This is a genomic window from Streptomyces geranii, assembly GCF_002954775.1.
Taxonomy (GTDB): domain Bacteria; phylum Actinomycetota; class Actinomycetes; order Streptomycetales; family Streptomycetaceae; genus Streptomyces; species Streptomyces geranii.
In genome coordinates this window covers 339,124-354,601 of sequence record NZ_PJME01000006.1, presented here as the reverse complement: position 1 = coordinate 354,601, position 15,478 = coordinate 339,124, and the positions used below count along the sequence as shown (strand labels likewise).

Annotated in this window: 13 protein-coding genes and 1 riboswitch; of the genes, 11 read left to right on the top strand and 2 right to left on the bottom strand. The window is 69.3% G+C overall.

The genetic code is table 11. The features are described from left to right. The first annotated feature begins 5 nt into the window (after positions 1–5). From hpnH to CW359_RS12170, 6 genes are all read left to right on the top strand, one after another. Positions 6–1,028 carry an adenosyl-hopene transferase HpnH gene (gene hpnH, locus CW359_RS12195; RefSeq protein WP_105969883.1) on the top strand — a complete coding sequence of 341 codons (1,023 nt, stop codon included), beginning with the start codon at positions 6–8 and terminating at the stop codon, positions 1,026–1,028. Positions 1,029–1,032: 4 nt separating this feature from the next. Further along, on the top strand, positions 1,033–2,190 hold the full coding sequence (gene ispG / locus CW359_RS12190; protein ID WP_105969882.1) for a flavodoxin-dependent (E)-4-hydroxy-3-methylbut-2-enyl-diphosphate synthase: 1,158 nt from the start codon (positions 1,033–1,035) through the stop codon (positions 2,188–2,190). Between the two features lie 45 nt (positions 2,191–2,235). Next, positions 2,236–4,173: a 1-deoxy-D-xylulose-5-phosphate synthase gene (dxs, locus tag CW359_RS12185; RefSeq protein ID WP_105969881.1), complete on the top strand. Its 1,938-nt coding sequence runs from the start codon at positions 2,236–2,238 to the stop codon at positions 4,171–4,173. Continuing rightward, a complete protein-coding gene (locus CW359_RS12180; RefSeq protein ID WP_105969880.1) occupies positions 4,170–5,579 on the top strand; it encodes an aspartate aminotransferase family protein in 1,410 nt (469 codons plus the stop codon). Before dxs ends, CW359_RS12180 begins: the two co-directional genes overlap by 4 nt. An 83-nt stretch (positions 5,580–5,662) precedes the next feature. Continuing rightward, the gene (locus CW359_RS12175; RefSeq protein ID WP_105969879.1) at positions 5,663–6,277 is read left to right on the top strand and encodes a helix-turn-helix domain-containing protein; all 615 of its coding nucleotides are present in this window, start codon (positions 5,663–5,665) and stop codon (positions 6,275–6,277) included. Further along, on the top strand, positions 6,274–6,396 hold the full coding sequence (locus tag CW359_RS12170; protein ID WP_105969878.1) for a DUF6126 family protein: 123 nt from the start codon (positions 6,274–6,276) through the stop codon (positions 6,394–6,396). Before CW359_RS12175 ends, CW359_RS12170 begins: the two co-directional genes overlap by 4 nt. Before the next feature lie 21 nt (positions 6,397–6,417). On the opposite strand, the gene CW359_RS12165 is transcribed toward CW359_RS12170, so the two are convergent. Beyond that, the gene (locus tag CW359_RS12165) at positions 6,418–7,215 is read right to left on the bottom strand and encodes a tyrosine-protein phosphatase (RefSeq protein WP_105969877.1); all 798 of its coding nucleotides are present in this window, start codon (positions 7,213–7,215) and stop codon (positions 6,418–6,420) included. A 169-nt stretch (positions 7,216–7,384) separates the two neighbouring features. On the opposite strand from CW359_RS12165, the gene CW359_RS12160 reads away from it, so the two are divergent. The 5 genes from CW359_RS12160 to CW359_RS12140 all read left to right on the top strand — a co-directional run bounded on the left by CW359_RS12160 (position 7,385) and on the right by CW359_RS12140 (position 14,660). Further along, complete coding sequence (locus CW359_RS12160; protein ID WP_105969941.1) at positions 7,385–9,466, top strand: alpha-galactosidase; 2,082 nt, start codon at positions 7,385–7,387, stop codon at positions 9,464–9,466. A gap of 312 nt (positions 9,467–9,778) precedes the next feature. Continuing rightward, positions 9,779–9,938: riboswitch (cyclic di-AMP (ydaO/yuaA leader) on the top strand. Between the two features lie 2 nt (positions 9,939–9,940). Then, positions 9,941–10,933, top strand: coding sequence for a M23 family metallopeptidase (locus CW359_RS12155; RefSeq protein WP_105969876.1), 993 nt, complete (start codon positions 9,941–9,943; stop codon positions 10,931–10,933). 198 nt (positions 10,934–11,131) lie between these two features. Beyond that, on the top strand, positions 11,132–13,030 hold the full coding sequence (locus tag CW359_RS12150) for a rhamnogalacturonan lyase family protein (protein WP_157968526.1): 1,899 nt from the start codon (positions 11,132–11,134) through the stop codon (positions 13,028–13,030). Next, positions 13,027–13,752: a DUF6250 domain-containing protein gene (locus CW359_RS12145; RefSeq protein WP_105969875.1), complete on the top strand. Its 726-nt coding sequence runs from the start codon at positions 13,027–13,029 to the stop codon at positions 13,750–13,752. The genes CW359_RS12150 and CW359_RS12145 overlap by 4 nt, the downstream gene beginning before the upstream one ends. Positions 13,753–13,874: 122 nt before the next feature. Beyond that, complete coding sequence (locus CW359_RS12140) at positions 13,875–14,660, top strand: SGNH/GDSL hydrolase family protein (RefSeq protein WP_105969874.1); 786 nt, start codon at positions 13,875–13,877, stop codon at positions 14,658–14,660. A gap of 118 nt (positions 14,661–14,778) precedes the next feature. On the opposite strand, the gene CW359_RS12135 is transcribed toward CW359_RS12140, so the two are convergent. Next, complete coding sequence (locus tag CW359_RS12135) at positions 14,779–15,393, bottom strand: TetR/AcrR family transcriptional regulator (RefSeq protein ID WP_198655187.1); 615 nt, start codon at positions 15,391–15,393, stop codon at positions 14,779–14,781. Positions 15,394–15,478: the final 85 nt, after the last annotated feature.

Below are 15,478 nucleotides of genomic sequence, written 5' to 3'. Positions count from 1 at the left end.
GTCAGATGGCCATGCCGCTCCGCCAGACCATCAAGATCGCTACATATTTGGCCGAACAGAAACTCCGCAAGCGGGACAAGTTCCCGCTGATCGTCGAACTCGAACCGCTCTACGCCTGCAACCTGGCGTGCGAGGGCTGCGGAAAGATCCAGCACCCGGCCGGTGTGCTCAAGCAGCGCATGCCGGTCGCCCAGGCCGTCGGGGCGGTGCTGGAGTCCGGGGCGCCGATGGTGTCCATCGCGGGCGGTGAGCCCCTGATGCACCCTCATATCGACGAGATCGTGCGGCAGTTGGTGGCCAGGAAGAAGTACGTCTTCCTCTGCACCAACGCGATGCTGCTGCGCAAGAAGATGGACAAGTTCAAGCCCTCGCCGTACTTCGCGTTCGCCGTGCACATCGACGGTCTGCGTGAGCGGCACGACGAGTCCGTCGCGAAGGAGGGGGTGTTCGACGAGGCCGTGGCCGCCATCAAGGAGGCGAAGAAGCGCGGTTTCCGAGTGACCACCAACTCGACCTTCTTCAACACCGACACCCCGCAGACCATCATCGAGGTGCTCAACTTCCTCAACGACGACCTCCAGGTCGACGAGATGATGATCTCGCCCGCCTACGCCTACGAGAAGGCCCCCGACCAGGAGCACTTCCTCGGCGTCGAGCAGACCCGCGAGCTGTTCAAGAAGGCGTTCGGCGGCGGCAACCGGCGGCGCTGGCGGCTCAACCACTCCCCGCTCTTCCTGGACTTCCTGGAGGGCAAGGTCGACTTCCCGTGCACGGCGTGGGCGATCCCGAACTACTCGCTGTTCGGCTGGCAGAAGCCCTGCTACCTGATGAGCGACGGGTACGTGACGACGTACAAGGACCTCATCGAGAAGACCGACTGGGACTCCTACGGCCGCGGCAGGGACGACCGGTGCGCCAACTGCATGGCGCACTGCGGCTACGAGCCGACGGCCGTCCTGGCCACCATGGGTTCCCTGAAGGAGTCCCTGCGTGCCATGCGCGAGACCGTCGCCGGAAACAGGGAGTGACGTCGTGACCGCCATCTCCTTGGGCGTTCCCGAGGTACCGGTCCGTCCGATCGCCGAACGCCGGGTCTCCCGGCGGATCGAGGTCGGACCGGTGGCGGTCGGGGGCGGGGCCCCGGTGTCGGTGCAGTCGATGACGACGACGCGTACGTCCGACATCGGCGCCACGCTCCAGCAGATCGCCGAACTCACCGCGTCCGGCTGCCAGATCGTCCGCGTCGCCTGCCCTACGCAGGACGACGCGGACGCCCTGGCGACGATCGCGCGCAAGTCGCAGATCCCGGTGATCGCCGACATCCACTTCCAGCCGAAGTACGTGTTCGCCGCGATCGAGGCCGGCTGTGCGGCCGTTCGCGTCAATCCCGGCAACATCAAGCAGTTCGACGACAAGGTGCGGGAGATCGCGCGGGCCGCGAACGACCACGGCACGCCGATCCGGATCGGGGTCAACGCCGGTTCGCTGGACCGGCGGTTGCTCCAGAAGTACGGCAAGGCGACGCCGGAGGCGCTCGTGGAGTCGGCGCTGTGGGAGGCGTCGCTGTTCGAGGAGCACGGGTTCCGGGACATCAAGATCTCCGTCAAGCACAACGACCCGGTGATCATGGTCAACGCCTACCGGCAGCTCGCCGAACAGTGCGACTACCCGCTGCACTTGGGAGTCACCGAGGCCGGTCCCGCCTTCCAGGGGACCATCAAGTCGGCTGTCGCCTTCGGGGCGTTGCTCAGCGAGGGCATCGGCGACACCATCCGGGTCTCGCTGTCCGCGCCGCCCGCCGAGGAGGTCAAGGTCGGCATCCAGATCCTGGAGTCGCTGAACCTGCGGCAACGTCGGCTGGAGATCGTGTCCTGTCCGTCCTGCGGGCGGGCCCAGGTCGACGTGTACAAGCTCGCCGACCAGGTCACGGCCGGGTTGGAGGGCATGGAAGTGCCGTTGCGCGTCGCCGTCATGGGGTGCGTCGTCAACGGCCCCGGCGAGGCGCGGGAGGCAGACCTCGGGGTCGCCTCCGGCAACGGAAAAGGGCAGATCTTCGTGAAGGGCGAGGTCATCAAGACCGTGCCCGAGTCGAAGATCGTGGAGACCCTGATCGAGGAGGCGATGAAGATCGCCGAACAGATGGAGCAGGACGGCGTCGCGTCGGGGGAACCGGCGGTCACCGTGAGCTGAGCAGCAGCACGGGCTGACGAGTACGGAAGAAGAGGGGGCCCGAGCGTGACGATTCTGGAGAACATCCGGGGACCACGCGACCTGAAGGCGCTGTCCGAGGCGGAACTCGGTGAACTGTCCGACGAGATACGGGAGTTCCTGGTGCACGCGGTCGCCAGGACCGGCGGCCACCTCGGGCCCAATCTGGGGGTGGTGGAACTCTCCATCGCGCTCCACCGGGTCTTCGAGTCGCCGGTCGACCGCATCCTGTGGGACACCGGCCACCAGAGCTACGTACACAAACTCCTGACAGGGCGTCAGGACTTCTCGAAGCTGCGCGGCAAGGGAGGCCTGTCCGGCTATCCCTCGCGGGAGGAGTCCGAGCACGACGTCATCGAGAACAGCCACGCCTCCACGGCGCTCGGCTGGGCGGACGGGCTCGCCAAGGCCCGTGACGTGCAGGGCGAGAAGGGGCATGTCGTCGCGGTGATCGGCGACGGCGCGCTCACCGGCGGGATGGCCTGGGAGGCGCTCAACAACATCGCGGCGGCCAAGGACCGGCCCCTGATCATCGTCGTCAACGACAACGAACGCTCCTACTCGCCGACCATCGGCGGCCTCGCCAACCACCTGGCGACGCTGCGGACGACGGACAGCTACGAGCAGGTGCTGGCCTGGGGCAAGGACGTGCTGCTGCGCACGCCCGTCATCGGCAACACCATCTACGAGTCCCTGCACGGCGCGAAGAAGGGGTTCAAGGACGCGTTCGCGCCGCAGGGCATGTTCGAGGACCTGGGGCTGAAGTACGTGGGCCCGATCGACGGTCACGACATCGGGGCCGTGGAGTCCGCGCTGCGGCGCGCGAAACGTTTCCACGGGCCCGTGCTCATCCACTGTCTGACCGAGAAGGGGCGCGGCTACGAGCCCGCGCGCTCGCACGAGGAGGACCACTTCCACACCGTCGGTGTGATGGACCCGCTCACCTGCGAGCCGCTTGCGCCCTCCAATGGCCCTTCCTGGACCTCGGTGTTCGGCGACGAGATCGTGCGGATCGGGGAGGAGCGGGAGGACGTCGTCGCGATCACGGCGGCCATGCTGCATCCGGTGGGGCTCGGCAAGTTCGCCGAGCGCTTCCCCGACCGGGTCTGGGACGTCGGGATCGCCGAGCAGCACGCGGCCGTGTCGGCGGCCGGACTGGCGACAGGGGGGCTGCATCCGGTCGTCGCCGTGTACGCCACCTTCCTCAACCGTGCCTTCGACCAGTTGCTGATGGACATCGCGCTGCACCGGTGCGGGGTGACCTTCGTGCTGGACCGCGCCGGTGTCACGGGAGTTGACGGAGCGTCACACAATGGCATGTGGGACCTGTCCATCCTCCAGGTCGTGCCCGGGCTGCGGATCGCCGCACCCCGCGACGCCGACCAACTCCGCGCCCAGCTGCGGGAGGCGGTGGCCGTGGACGACGCGCCCACCCTCATCCGGTTCCCCAAGGAGTCGGTGGGGCCGGCGATCGAGGCGGTCGGCCATGTGGGCGGCATGCATGTCCTGCACCGGTCCGAGGAGGCCGCCGACGTGCTCCTGGTGGCCGTAGGGGTGATGGCGCCGGTGTGTCTCCAGGCCGCCGAGCTGCTGGAGGCGCGCGGCATCAACTGCACGGTCGTGGACCCGCGTTGGGTCAAGCCCGTCGATCCCGCGCTGCCGGGGTTGGCCGCCTCGCACCGGATGGTGGCCGTCGTCGAGGACAACAGCCGGGCGTCCGGCGTCGGCGCGGCGGTCGCGCTCGCCCTCGGTGACGCCGATGTCGATGTGCCCGTAAGGCGGTTCGGGATCCCGGAGCAGTTCCTCGCGCACGCCAAGCGCGGCGAGGTGCTCGCCGACATCGGCCTCACGCCCGTCGAGATCGCGGGGCGGATCAGCGCGGGGCTGGCCGTCAAGGCCGAGCTGGCCAAGGAAGAGCCGCCCCAGGGGAAGGCCAAGGAGAAAGCCGAGGAGAAACAGGAATGACGACCGCTGAACCCGGTTCCCCGTCGGGGGAGTTCGACCTCGGCGCGCTGCTGGCCGAGCGCGGCGCCGAGCGCTACGAGCTGCACACCAAGCACCTCAACCACCAGCTCCCGCGCATGCTGCACACCATCGGCTTCGACAAGGTCTACGAGCGGGCCGAGGGCGCGTACTTCTGGGACGCGGACGGCGACGACTACCTCGACATGCTCGCCGGGTTCGGGGTGATGGGCCTCGGCCGCCATCACCCCGTGGTCCGCAAGGCGCTGCACGACGTCCTCGACGCCCAGCTCGCCGACCTCACCCGCTTCGACTGCCAGCCGCTGCCCGGACTGCTGGCGGAGCGGCTCCTCGCCCACAGTCCGCATCTGGACCGGGTGTTCTTCGGCAACAGCGGTACGGAGGCCGTGGAGACCGCGCTCAAGTTCGCCCGGTACGCCACCGGGAAGCCGCGCGTCCTGTACTGCTCGCACGCCTTCCACGGCCTGACCACCGGCTCCCTGTCGGTGAACGGCGAGGACGGCTTCCGGGACGGCTTCGCCCCGCTGCTGCCCGACACCGCCGTACCGCTCGGTGATCTCGACGCCCTGGCACGGGAGTTGAAGAAGGGCGACGTCGCCGCCCTGATCGTCGAGCCGATCCAGGGCAAGGGCGTCCACGAGGCACCGCCCGGATATCTGCGCGCCGCCCGGGAGTTGCTGCACAGGCACAAGGCGCTGCTCATCGCGGACGAGGTGCAGACCGGCCTCGGGCGGACCGGGGACTTCTACGCCTACCAGCACGAGGAGGGCGTCGAGCCCGACCTGGTGTGCGTGGCGAAGGCGCTCTCCGGCGGGTATGTGCCGGTGGGCGCCACGCTCGGCAAGGAGTGGATCTTCAAGAAGGTCTACTCGTCGATCGACCGGGTCCTCGTGCACTCGGCGAGCTTCGGCGGCAACGCCCAGGCCATGGCGGCGGGCCTCGCCGTGCTGTCGGTCATGGAGAACGAGCAGATCGTCGCCAACGCCCGGGCCACCGGGGACCAGTTGAGGACCAGACTGGCGGCGCTGGTCGACAAGTACGAACTGCTGGCCGACGTACGCGGCCGGGGCCTGATGATCGGCATCGAGTTCGGGAAGCCCAAGTCGCTGAAGCTGCGCAGCCGTTGGACCATGCTCCAGGCCGCCCGCAAGGGGCTCTTCGCCCAGATGGTCGTCGTACCGCTGCTGCAACGGCACCGGATCCTGACCCAGGTCTCCGGCGATCACCTGGAGGTGATCAAGCTGATTCCGCCGCTGGTCGTCGGGGAGCGGGAGGTGGACCGGTTCGTGGACGCCTTCACCGCCGTGATGGACGACGCGCACGGGGGGAGCGGACTGATGTGGGACTTCGGGAAGACACTGGTCAAGCAGGCGGTGGCGAACAGGTAGGACGGGGAGAGCAGGAGGCCTGGAATTTTTGCCTCTGAGGCAAGAGATTTGCCTCAGAGGCAATGCTGCGGCTGAATGGAGGCATGAGCCTTCCCGAGGAGTCAGGGCCGGTCGAAGACCTGCCCGTCGTCGCTCCGCAGCTCCGCGCGCTGCGCCGCCGGGCCTCCCTCACCCTGGAGGCCGCGGCCAGGTCCGCCGGGCTGTCGCCCGCCCACCTCTCCCGCCTGGAGACCGGGCAACGCCAGCCTTCGCTGCCGATGCTGCTCGGGCTCGCCCGTATCTACGGTACGACGGTCTCCGAACTGCTCGGTGAGACGGTCGCCGACCGGGACGCCGTCGTGCGCGCCGGTGACATGGAGCCGACGGCCGCCGGTGGCTGGTCGTACTGGCAGGCCGGTTCGTCCGGGCGCGGGATGCAGGCCCTGCGCGTCCATGTGCCCTACGGGGCACAGGGCGACATCGTGCGCGTCCACCCCGGTGAGGAGTGGCTGTACGTCCTCAAGGGGCGGCTGCGCCTGCGTCTCGGCGACACCGCGCACGTGCTCGCGCCCGGGGATAGCGCCCACTTCGACTCGCTGACCCCGCACCGCCTCGCCGCCGACGGTCGCGACGGCACCGACCTGCTCTTCGTCCACACCCTGCTGCAGAGCCCCACCGCGGGGCTCTGCCTCGGCCCGACCCCTGGAGTCACGCCATGACGGACATGGAAGAGAAGTTCCCCCGGGCCCTGTGGGTACGGCTGCTCATCTACATCGCGGTCGGACATGTCTTCGCGGCCTTCATCTACCTCTTGTTCGAGGTGGGCGCGAACCAGTAGCCCGCAGGGGCGACGGCGGGCTCAGTCGAGAAGCCGCTCCCGCAGCCGCTCCCGGGTCTCCGGACCGACACCCAGCCCCTCTGTCAGATAGTTGTCGACGCCGCCCCAGGTCTCCTCGACCGTCGCCAGCGCCGCCGTCAGATACTCGGGCCGGGTGCCGAAGAGCGGGTTGAGCAGCTCCAGGACCTCGGGGCTGTAGGCCTGGGCGTCGGAGGCGGTGCGCCGGACCCGGTAGCGGCGGTGCTGCGCGTTCGACTCCATGTAGTCGGCCACGATCGCGTCGCGCTCCACCCCGACGGCCAGCAGCGTCACCGCGATGGACAGGCCCGCGCGGTCCTTGCCGGCCGCGCAGTGCATCAGGGCCGGGACGCTGTCCTCGGCCAGCGCGTGCAACATCCGGGAGTGCTCGGCCGTGCGGTCGCGCATGATCTCGCGGTAGGAGTTGATCATCCGCTGCTCGCCCTTGCCGTCGGCGAGGAGGCCGCGCAGTTCGTCGAGGTCGCCGTCCCGGACCATCTTCCAGAACTCCGCGCCGTGCGCCGGGTCGGACAGCGGGAGGTTCAGGTTGCGCACCCCCGGCAGCTCGACGTCGTTCCCCTCCAGCCGGATGTCCGCCGCGTTGCGGAAGTCGAAGATCGTGTGCAGCCCGAGCGAGCCGAGGAACGCCGCGTCCTCGTCGGTCGCATGGGCGAGATGACCACTGCGGAACAGCCGTCCGGGCGCCACCCGCCGTCCGTCCACGGTCGGCAGTCCGCCCACGTCACGGAAGTTACGTACGCCACCCAGCTCGGGCTCGGTCGACGGGACCTGCTGCGTCACGAGGGCTCCCTCCCACACCGCCCCGCGGACGCTGCTCGTCGACGGGCGCGCTTCGACGATACGACATGGCTGCGTAGGCCAAGGAGTTATCCACAGGCGTTGCCGTCAAGGGCTCTGGCGCTGATGATGTTGAGACTTGGGCGTGCCTGTTCGGATCTGTGGGGACATGATGCTGGAAATCGCCGGAACCGGTCGTACGTGGCTTCTCTCGGGGCCCACGAGCAGTTACGCCGTCCATCTCACCGAGGACGACGAACTGCTGCATCTGCACTGGGGTCCGCGGATCGCCCTCGCCGACGCCGAGGCACTGGCCGTCCGTCCGCTGCCTGACTACTGGCCCTTCGAGTCCCCGCTCGACGGCCGCGAGGAGTACCCGGTCGAGGGTGGCCCCCGTTTCGTACGGCCCGCCCTGTCCGTGCGGACCGACGAGCGCCGGGGCACCGAATGGCGGTTCGAGGCGTACGAGGCGGAGGGCGACGAACTCCGGCTGCGGTTCCGGGACACCGGGCTGGCCGTCACGCTCCACTACCGGATGCGCCATGACGTCGTCGAGCGCTGGGTGAGCCTCACCAATGACGCACCCGACGGAACCGCGCCCCTGGAGCTGCTCCGCGCCGACTCCGCCACCTGGACGCTCCCCGACCGCGACGGCTGGCGCCTGTCCCAGCTCCACGGACGCTGGGCCGCCGAGTCCCGCCTCGTGACCACCGACCTCACCTACGGTGAGAAGGTCATCGGCAGTCGGCGCGGGCACACCGGGCATCAGCATCTGCCCTGGGTGGCGCTCGACACCGACGCGACCGAGGAGCGCGGCGAGGTGTACGCGTGCGCGCTCGGCTGGTCCGGGTCCTGGCGGATCGCCGTCGCGCAACTGCCGGACGCGCGCGTGCAGATCACCGGCGGGGCCGGATACGACGACTCCGGGCTGCTGCGGCTGTCGGCCGGGGAGTCCTTCGTCACGCCCGTCTTCGCGGGGCTGTGGAGCGACTCCGGGCACGGTGGGGCGAGCCGGGCGTGGCACGCGTACCAGCGCGCGTTCGTCGTCCCGGACGCCGACCGGGACCGGCCCGTGCTCTACAACTCCTGGGAGGCCACGGAGTTCGACATCTCCGAGGAGCAGCAGGGCACGCTGGCCCGGCGGGCAGCCGCGATCGGCGTCGAGCTGTTCGTCGTGGACGACGGCTGGTTCGGGGCCCGCACCAGCGACCGGGCCGGCCTCGGCGACTGGACGCCCAACCCGGACCGCTTCCCGGCGGGGCTGAAGCCGCTCGCCGAGTACGTGCACGCGCTGGGGATGCAGTTCGGCATCTGGGTCGAGCCCGAGATGGTCAACCCGGACAGCGATCTGTACCGGGCACACCCCGACTGGGTGCAGTTCCAACCGGGACGAAAGAGGACGGAGTTCCGCAATCAGCTCGTACTGAACCTCGCGCGTGAAGACGTCCGGCAGTATCTGTGGGAGCAGCTCGACGGGCTGCTCTCCAGCGCGCCGATCGACTATGTGAAGTGGGACTTCAACCGCTGCTTCACCGACGCGGGCTGGCCCGGCGAGGACTATCCGCAGCGACTGTGGGTCGACCACGTGCACGGGCTGTACGCCCTGCTGGACCGGCTGCGCGCCGCCCACCCGGGCGTCGCCTTCGAGTCCTGCTCGGGCGGTGGCGGGCGGATCGACCTCGGGGTCCTCGCCCGTACGGACCAGGTGTGGACCTCCGACAACACCGACCCGCTGGACCGGCTCGCCATCCAGGAGGGGTTCAGCCGGCTCCATCCCGCGCGGGTCATGGCCGCCTGGGTCACCGACAGCCCGAACGCCCAGCTCAACGGGCGGGTCAGTTCGCTGCGGTTCCGGTTCGTGAGCGCGATGGCCGGGGTGCTCGGCGTCGGCGGCGACCTCACCACGTGGACCGAGGAGGAGCTGGCCGAGGCGGGGGAGTGGGTGGCGCTGTACAAGGAGATCCGGCCCGTGGTGCAGCGCGGTGACCTCTACCGGCTGCGGCGGCCGACCGGCGGGCTGAGCGCGGTGCAGTACGTGCACGGCGACGACGCCGTCGTCTTCGCCTGGCTCCAGGCGCAGCACCACGGTGAGCCGCTCCCGGCCCTGCGGCTGCGCGGACTCGACCCGTCGGCGACGTACGAATGCCGCGAAACGGGCGAAGTTCACCGGGGCGCCGTGCTGTTGCATCACGGGCTGCGGACCGGGCTCAAGGGTGACCTCGATGCGGCAATTTTCCGCCTGCGTCGCATCTGATCCTCCTGCCCGTTATGGCGTCTATGGCGCCTTCGTTCCAACTCGCCTGGGAATAAGGGTTGCTGTGAATCGGGCGAGTGAGCAGCGTCATATCCGTGACCGTGTGTCGCCGACATGTCCACGTAATTTCGGCGTGTTTTAAGGGACTTCGTGGGGCGGAAAGATCCGTAATTCACGGACAGTGACGGGGAATTCTGGGGAGGATCACAGAAAACCCGTACACAGGGAACCTCAGGCTTGTTTCCGTGCGTCTTGGTCGCTTACGTTCGCCACCAATCCGGACGGACGCCCAATCCTGCCGCCGCCCGGAGCCCGCATCGAACACCCGACAACGGCAGGAGCGGGGGACCCACAGGTAGAACGCCTGTTCCGGTCTCTGGAACAGGCTTGGGGTTAAGTCACGTTCAGGCGTGACCGGACATCTCCAGTCCGCACCCGACAGCTCACCTCGCAGGCGACGGAGAGGAATTCGCCATGCCCGCGAAGGGTAAGCACCGCCGTCCGAAGTCCCAGCGTTTCACCCGCTCGATAGCCGCCGCCGGAACCGGCGGGGCGGCTCTCGCCCTTCCGCTGCTGGGAGCCACCGGCGCCCACGCGGCCACGGCGGAGTCCACCGCCCAGTCCGTTTCCTCGCTTCCGGATTCGGCGAAGTCCGTAACCGCGGACTCCGTTTCCGCGCAGCCGGAAAAGGCCGCCGCGTCCGCGCCTTCCGCCGCCAAGAAGGCGGCCGTCAGGACCTACTCGGTCCAGGCCGGTGACTACCTCTCGAAGATCGCCCAGGAGCAGAGCGTCAGCGGTGGCTGGCAGAAGCTCTACTCGGACAACCGGACCGCCATCGGCTCCGACCCGAGCCTGATCCACCCCGGTCTGAAGCTGACGATCGGCAAGAAGGCGGCCTCGACCTCGGAGTCCTCCTCGTCCTCGGCGAAGTCCTCGTCGTCCTCGTCCTCCTCCTCGAAGTCGACCCGGACGGAGACGGCCAAGCCGGCCACCGAGAGCGCGACGGACACCTCGACGACGACCGAGGCCGCCGACACCAGCGGCTCCAGCAACTCCGGTGGCTTCACCCTCCCCGTGGCCGGTGCCACCATCGGCACCGCCTACCACGTGGCGGGCAGCATGTGGTCCAGCGGTTACCACACGGGCGTCGACTTCGTCGTCCCGACCGGCACCTCGCTCAAGGCCGTCGGCGCCGGCACGGTCGTCTCCGCGGGCTGGGGCGGGGCGTACGGCAACCAGGTCGTCATCAAGCTCGCCGACGGCTACTACGCCCAGTACGCGCACCTCTCGCAGCTCTCCGTCTCGGCCGGCCAGACCGTGACCGAGGGGCAGCAGGTCGGCTTCTCGGGTGCCACCGGCAATGTGACCGGACCGCACCTGCACTTCGAGATCCGCACCACCCCGGACTACGGCTCCGACGTGGACCCGGTCGCGTACCTCCGCTCGAAGGGCGTCTCCGTCGGCTGACGCGGACACCCCACGAGAACAACCGTCAAAGGCCGGACCCGGCGATCGGGTCCGGCCTTTGACGCTTTCATGATCATCGCATTGCAGTCTTGTGGCGCGTGTGCCCGGAGCGTCGACAGGGCGAGAAGGTGAGGGGCACAGTGAACTCCGTTGTCTCGCAAGCGCTTTCTACTCTCTGCGACTGTCTACGGAGGACCTGTGCAGCTCAGCCGAAGCCGAAGTCGACGCCGAAGAACCGGTGCCGTCGTCGCCGCGATCCTGACGGCCGGGGTGCTCTCCGCGCCCGCCGGACACGCGGACGCGGCCGGGTCCCCGCGCCGGGTGGTGGAGAACCTCGACCGAGGCCTGGTCGCCGTGCCGTCCGGCAAGGGCACCTTCCTCAGCTGGCGGCTGCTCGGCACCGAGTACGCCCGCCATGGAAACGCCGTCGCCTTCAACGTGTACAAGGGCGGACGCCGCCTCAACGCGGTGCCGGTGACCAAGTCCACGACGTACCAGGACAACAGCCGGGGCGCGGGCACCTACAGCGTCCGGGCGGTCGTCAACGGGCGGGAGTCGCGGCCGAGTTCGGCGCTGACGTTCGACAAGGGCTACGCGGAGATCCCCCTCGCCGCGGCCGACGGCTACAGCGTGCAGCATGCCTGGCCCGGCGACCTCGACGGTGATGGACGGTACGAACTCGTCGTCAGTCGACTCTCCCAAACCCGTGACAGGCCCGACCTGTTGGAGGCGTACACGCTCACGGGTGAGCGCCTGTGGCGGGTCGACCTGGGTCCCGGCTCCTACGCCCAGGTGGGCGGAAACGGCGCCAACGACCCTGCCCCGGCGGCGATCAGCGGTTCCACGGCCATCGGCGGCTACCGCAACGACGACAACGTCACGGTGTACGACCTCGACAGCGACGGCAGGGCCGAGGTGCTGGTGCACACGGCCGACGGCACCACCTTCGCGGACGGTTCGAAGGTCACCGCCGACTCGCCCGCCAACCAGTTCGTCTCGGTGATCGACGGCGCCACGGGAACAGAACGCACCCGTCAGCCGGTGCCCGACGACCTGGTCGCCGACGGCCCGTCCGGCGGACACTTCGGCATCGCCTACCTCGACGGCGAACACCCCAGCCTCGTCACGAAGTTGGTCACCCGGGTCGGCGCCAGGCGAGGCGCGTTCCGCATTCTCATCCAGACCTGGGACTTCAACGGCCGCGAGCTGACCGGGCGTTGGAAGTACGCGGTCCCGGCGGCGAGCGGCGCGACCAGTTTCCACCAGATCCGCACGGTCGACGTCGACCAGGACGGCCGCGACGAGATCGCCGACGGCAACTACGTGGTCAACAGCGACGGCACCCTCCGCTATGTTGTCGACGGCGCCGGACACGGCGACCGCTTCGACATCGCCGACCTCGACCCCGACCGCCCGGGCCTGGAGGGATTCGCCATCCAGCAGGCCGAGTTGGGCGTCGTACCGAACTTCCCCTGGTACTACTACGACGCCGACACCGGTGAGCGTCTGGTGACCGGGCAGCACCCGGCGAGCTGGGAGAACGACACGGACATCGACGTCGGCCGGGGCAACGCCGCCGACATCGACCCCGGCCACCCCGGCTACGAGTACTGGACCTCCACCGCCGATGTCACCGCCCCCGGCGCGGGCGTACGCAACGTCCAGGACGGCAAGGTCTCCACGACCACCCCGAGCGTCAACTTCCGTATCTGGTGGGACGGCGACAAGGCGGCCGAACTCCTCGACTTCACGCACGTGGAGAAGTGGAACCCGGCGACGGAGACGAGCACGCGGATCTTCGAGCCGACCGGAGTGGTGTCGGGCCCGCGCAACGCAACCCCTTTCTACGGCGACCTGATCGGCGACTGGCGCGAGGAGATCCTCGCCGAGACCGCCGACCACACCGCACTGCGCCTCTACACCACCACCGAGCCGACGGCGACGCGCGTCTACACGCTCGCGCAGAACCCCGCGTACCGCCTCGGCTGGACCGTGCGCGGCTACCTCCAGTCGACGTACACGGACTACTACCTCGGCACCGAGACCCGTCGGGTGCCGAAGCCCTCGATCACGACCACCAAGGGAGTTGCCTCGTGACGACCACCCGCAGAGCCTTCGGAGCACTGGCGGCCGGCGCGGCCATCACCGCGCTCGCCCCGGCCGCGAGCGCCAGTGCGCACGCAGGCCGGCACGGACGCCTGATAGCGCGCGACGACTTCCGGCGCGGTCTCGGCCAGTGGGCCGTCGAACTCCAGGACGGCGGCACCGTCACGGCGGCCCGGGGAGTGCTGGAGGTGGACGTGCCGAGCGGCGCGACCATCTGGTTCAAGCGCCGGCTGCAGGGCCCGTACGTCATCGAGTACACGGCGATGCCGGTCGCGGCGGGCGGGGTCAACGACCGCGTCTCCGACCTGAACAACTTCTGGAACGCCCTCGACGTCCGCTCCCCGGACGACCTCTTCGCCACCCCTCGGGGCGGCGCCCTCGCCGAGTACGACTACCTCAAGACCTACTACGTCGGCTACGGCGCCAACACCAACACCACGACCAGGCTGCGCCGTTACGTCGGCGAGGCCGGCGTACGCCCGCTGATCTACGACTACACCGAGCCGCTGCTCGTCCCGAACAAGCCCCACCGGGTGCGGATCGTCTCGGCCGGTTCGACGGTCCGCTGGTGGAACAACGGGCGGCTCGTCTTCGACTACAGCGACCCGGAGCCGTACACGAGTGGGCACTTCGCCTTCCGGACGACCTGGAGTCACTTCCGGATCACCGACTTCAGCGTCCGTGAGCTGCGTCTTCCCATTATTCCGGGTTGACCAACACTTGACGAGTGGCTTATCTCACCGCGAGTCAACCCCTTCCTACGGTCGCGTAGCTCACATCGGAAGGTGAATCATGGACCGATGTGGCAGACGATTCGAAGAATGGCAGTAGAGCAGTGATCGGGTCGTACGTGGCGGTGGGGGACAGCTTCACCGAAGGCGTCGGCGACCCCGGCCCCGACGGGGCGTTCGTCGGCTGGGCCGACCGGTTCGCGGTACTGCTCGCGGACCGGCGCCCGGAGGGCGACTTCGACTACACCAACCTCGCGGTACGCGGGAGGCTGCTCGACCAGATCGTGGCCGAGCAGCTTCCGCAGGCCAGGGAACAGGCGCCGGACCTGGTCTCCTTCTGCGCGGGCGGCAACGACGTGATCCGGCCCGGCAGCGACCCGGACGAACTCGCCGAACGCTTCGAGCGGGCGGTCGTCGACCTCACGTCGGCGGTCGGCCAGGTGATGGTGACGACGGGCTTCGACACCCGCAACGTCCCGGTGCTGAAGCACATGCGCGGCAAGATCGCGACGTACAACGGCCATATCCGGGCCATCGCCGACCGCTACGGCTGTCCGGTGCTCGACCTGTGGTCCCTGAAGACCATCCAGGACCGCCGCGCCTGGGACGGCGACCGGCTGCACCTCTCACCCGAGGGGCACACACGCGTGGCACTGCGCGCGGGCCAGGTCCTCGGCCTGGAGATCCCGGCCGACCCTGACCAGCCCTGGCCGGTGCTGCCGCCCCGGGGGACTTTGGAGATCCGCCGCGACGACGTCCACTGGGCGCGGGAGTATCTGGTGCCGTGGATCGGGCGGCGGTTGCGGGGGGAGTCGTCGGGCGATCATGTGACGGCGAAGGGGAGTCTGTCGCCGGACGACATCAAGAGCCGGATCGAGTGGGTCGCGTGAGTACTTTTGAGCGCCGGTCGGCACCATCCAGCCCGTCCGGCGCTTGAGGACGAGGCCCCTTCAGGGCCGAAGCGGGGGTCTGGGGGCGGCAGCCCCCAGGTCCGGCGGCCACACCGGCCTACCTACCGGACGTCAACGCCGCCCGCTCAAGCCCCAGTTCCCCAGCCAGCGCAGCGTCCACCCACTGCTCGGCCCGCGCACGCGAAACCCCTTCGTACGCCGTCACCTGGACCGCCAACCCGTCCAGCAGCGCGGTGAGTCGCATCGCCGTGCCCGTCGGGTCGGGGCACTCGAACTCGCCGGCGGCGACACCCTCCGCGATGACCTCGGTGATCGCGGCCTTCCAGCGCCGGTCCAGGTCCCCGGCGACCTCCCGCAGCGCCGGGTCGCGCAGGGACACCGCCCAGCCCTCGATCCACAGCCGCCAGCCCTTGGCCTGACCGGTCGGCGCGTACCAGCGCACCGCGGACCGCAGTCGGCGTAGCGCCGGGGAGCGGCGTCCGAGGAGCTTGGCGAGGTGGGTGAGGTCCGCCTCGGCGGCGTACCGGAACGCGGCGGCGACCAGCTTCTCCTTGGTCGAGAAGTGGTACAGCACCAGTGCGTTGCTCACCCCGAGGACGGCGGCCACGTCGGCGATCCTGACCGCCGCCACGCCCCGTACCTCGATCTGCTCGATGGCGGCCCGCAGCAACTCCTCGCGCCGCTCGCCCACGCTCAACCGCACCCTTGCCACGCGGCCACAGTAATCCGTCACCGGCCACGATGTCGGGGCAGGTCCGTCAATGCCTGCAAATCCCCACCCAGTCACCCCCTCAACC